Source organism: Nonomuraea sp. NPDC001684 (assembly GCF_053596515.1).
The window spans coordinates 1-3253 of record NZ_JBSFGJ010000687.1 but is presented as its reverse complement, the minus strand read 5'-3'; the positions used below and the strand labels follow the sequence as shown (position 1 = coordinate 3253).

The window sequence follows — 3253 nt, the reverse complement described above, 5'->3', positions numbered from 1 at the left end:
CTCGGGGAGGTGGGCGAACCCCAGTCGCCCCAGTCGGCGGACACGTTCATGATCGAGCTGAGACCGGATGTGTGGCGCGGGACCGAGCTCCTCCGGCATTTGACCGGCAAGCTGAACTCCGCGAATCCTTACCTCGACGTGGTGGCCCACACACTGTGGGCGCTGGTCATGCTGCGCCCCTCGACCTTGGACAGTCAGACCGTGGACGCCCTCAGGGACGCGGCTGCCCGCACCCTGGACGAGGCCATCGCGTCAGCACAGTCCCAGCGCGAGCTGGAGGCGGTCATCTACGCTCTGCGCATGATCCACCGAGGGTGAGAAGGGACTTCCATGGCGGAGGAACTGGCGAGGTTGACGGGCCTGCTGTACGAGATCGGACTGCTCAAGCGCTACAAGCGCACAGGCTGGCTGGTCGCGGGGGTGCGTGACCCTGAGAGCATCGCCGATCACTCCTTCCGGACAGCGATCATCGCGAGTGTGATCACGGCTCTGGAGGGCGGCAACCCCGAGCGCGCGGCGTTCATGAGCCTGTTCCACGACACCCAGGAAACCCGTGTCACCGACATTCCCTACGTCGGCAAGCGTTACTTGGCGGCGGCGCAGAACGAGGAGGTCACCGCCGACCAGGTACGCGGCCTTCCGGAGCCGGTCGCGGAGATGCTGGGCGGCGCGGTCGGTGAGTACGAGGGGAAGACCAGCCTTGAGGCCGTCTGTGCTCGTGACGCCGACAAGCTCGAATGCCTGATGCAGGCCGTCGAGTACCGCGAGCAGGGGTACCAGAACGTCCAGCCGTGGATCGACAGCTCGCTCGCCGCGCTACGGACGGCGTCCGCGAAGCGCCTCGCGGACGAGGTGCTCAGCACGGGATCGCTGGAGTGGATGACGCGCGTGCTCAACGGAGATTGAGCCACCCGGCGCTCACCGGACTGAGACGCATACCCATGGAGAGCAGGTGCAGACCATGCCTTGGGCCTGCGCTCTCGCAGCCGTCGCGGATGGGGACCGGCCAACAGGTGGTGACATGTCGTGACTTCGCCTAGGCTGAGGGTGCCGAGGGGAGTACTTCGCAAGCGCCGGCCCGGTCAGTACGGACGTCCCAGACGTCCCCGGGCGGCCGCCCGCGCGATCGGCGCACGGGCGAAGGAGACCTCGAACGATGACGCGCGTTCGAGGAGGACCCATGCCCCCGGGCACATTGCAGGCTGCCCCCGCCCTGACCACCATCGCCACGCCCACCCTCTGGCTGGTCGCGATCGCCGGGCTCGTGCTGCTGCTGGCGCTGGATCTTCTCCTGACCAGGCGCCCGCACGAGGTCCGCATGCGCGAGGCGGCCGGCTGGTCGGTGTTCTACCTGGTGCTGCCGGTGATCTTCGGCTTCTACCTGTGGGCGGACCACGGCGGCGGCGTCGCCGTGGAGTTCTTCACCGGGTTCGTGGTGGAGAAGTCGTTGTCGGTGGACAACCTGTTCGTGTTCATGCTGCTGCTGGCCGCCTTCGCCGTCCCGCCCGCGCTGGCCCGGCAGGTCCTGCTGTACGGGATCGTCGGGGCGCTCGTCCTGCGCGGCATCTTCATCTGGCTCGGCGCCGCCGCCCTGCAGAGCGGCACGTGGGCGTTCCTGCTGTTCGGCGCGATCCTCATCGTCACCGCCGGGAAGATCCTCAAGGACGTGCTCGGCGGCCACGAGCAGCAGGTGGACATCTCCTCCATGCGCAGCGTCCGGCTGGTGCGCCGGTTCGTGCCGGTCACCGACGACTACCGCGGCTCCCGGCTGGCCGTGCGCGAGGGCGGCCGGCTGGCCCTGACGCCGCTGGCCCTGGCCGCCGTCGCCGTCCTGGGCACGGACATCGTCTTCGCCGTGGACTCCGTGCCGGCCGTGTACGGCGTGACCGAGGACCCGTTCCTGGTCTTCGCCACCAACGCCTTCGCGCTGATGGGCCTGCGGGCGCTGTACTTCGTGCTGCAGGGCGTCCTGGCCAAGCTGCGCCACCTCAACCACGGGCTGAGCGTCATCCTGGCCTTCATCGGGGTCAAGCTCATGCTGCACTGGGCACACGGCGTCTGGGACTGGATGCCGCAGATCCCGACGCTCGCCTCGCTCGGCGTGATCGTCGCCGTCCTGACCACGGTCACCCTGACCAGCCTGTACGCCAACCGCCGCGACCGCGAGAAGGAGGCCGCGAGCTAGTTCACCGCTCCGACGCCTGGGTGCCCCCGACGCGAGAGCCGGCCGTCATGTCGGCATGACGACATGGTCGCGAGACGCTTTCAGGGAAGGACCCCGCGCCCATGACGATCTCTCCTGACACGAGCCGGTACACGGTCGGCATGGCCACGAGCCCCGCCGACCTCCAGGCGGCCCAGCGGCTGCGGTACGAGGTCTTCGCCGAGGAGATGGGGGCGCGGCTCGACAGCCCGGTCTCCGGCCTCGACGTGGACCGGTTCGACGCCTACTGCGACCACCTCCTGGTGCGGGAGGGGCGGCGGGTGGTGGGGACGTACCGGCTGCTGCCGCCGGGGCGGTCCGACCGGCTCTACTCCGACGGCGAGTTCGACCTGCGCGCCCTCGCCCCCATCCGCAACAACCTGGTCGAAGCAGGACGTACCACCGTGCACCCGGACCACCGGGACGGCGCGGTGGTCGCGCTGATGTGGGCCGGGATCGCCCGGTACATGGTGAACGGCGGCCACCAGTGGCTGGCGGGCTGCTGCTCGGTGCCGCTCGACGACGGCGGCGCGCTGGCGGCCGGGGTGGCCGGACGGGTGCCGCTCGGCCCCGAGGAGCACCGGGTCACGCCGCACGCGCCCTGGGCGGCCGACGGCGCGCCGCGCTCCGACCGGTTCGTGCCGCCCGCGCTGCTCCGCGGCTACCTGCGGCTGGGCGCGTGGGTGTGCGGGCCGCCCGCGCACGACCGGGACTTCGGCACGGCCGACTTCTTCGTGCTGCTTTCGATGGCCCAGGCGAACACCCGCTACCTGCGTCACTTCCTGGGCGGGACGCCGTGACCGGCCCCTGGCTGCGTACGGGCCCGTGCACGCCGGACATGTGCGTGGGGGCGGCGGTCGTCGGCGCGGGAGCGGCCCGCCGGGCGCTGCGGCTGCTCGCGGCGGCCCTGGTGGTGCTGGCCGGGGTGCCGGTGGCGCTGGCGTTCCGCCACGCTCGCCCGGACGTGCGGGCGCGCGTCACCGGACGGTGGGCCCGGCTCCTGCTGCGCGCCCTGGGCATCCACCTGGACCTCGTCGCCGAGGATCCGGC

General features: G+C 71.0%; 4 protein-coding genes and 1 pseudogene. All 5 read left to right on the top strand.

What is annotated here, in order from left to right; genetic code table 11:
- Positions 1-318, top strand: a pseudogene (locus ACWCSD_RS50085) (helix-turn-helix domain-containing protein); the annotation flags it as partial.
- 12 nt (positions 319-330) lie between these two features.
- The gene (locus ACWCSD_RS50080) at positions 331-906 is read left to right on the top strand and encodes an HD family hydrolase (RefSeq protein WP_397160321.1); all 576 of its coding nucleotides are present in this window, start codon (positions 331-333) and stop codon (positions 904-906) included.
- A gap of 274 nt (positions 907-1180) precedes the next feature.
- Positions 1181-2185, top strand: a complete 1005-nt coding sequence (locus ACWCSD_RS50075; protein WP_364336855.1) for a TerC/Alx family metal homeostasis membrane protein — start codon at positions 1181-1183, stop codon at positions 2183-2185.
- Between the two features lie 101 nt (positions 2186-2286).
- On the top strand, positions 2287-3003 hold the full coding sequence (locus ACWCSD_RS50070; protein WP_449926500.1) for a GNAT family N-acetyltransferase: 717 nt from the start codon (positions 2287-2289) through the stop codon (positions 3001-3003).
- A partial coding sequence (locus ACWCSD_RS50065; RefSeq protein WP_449926497.1) for a hypothetical protein occupies positions 3000-3253 on the top strand: 254 nt, incomplete at its 3' end. The genes ACWCSD_RS50070 and ACWCSD_RS50065, both read left to right, overlap by 4 nt.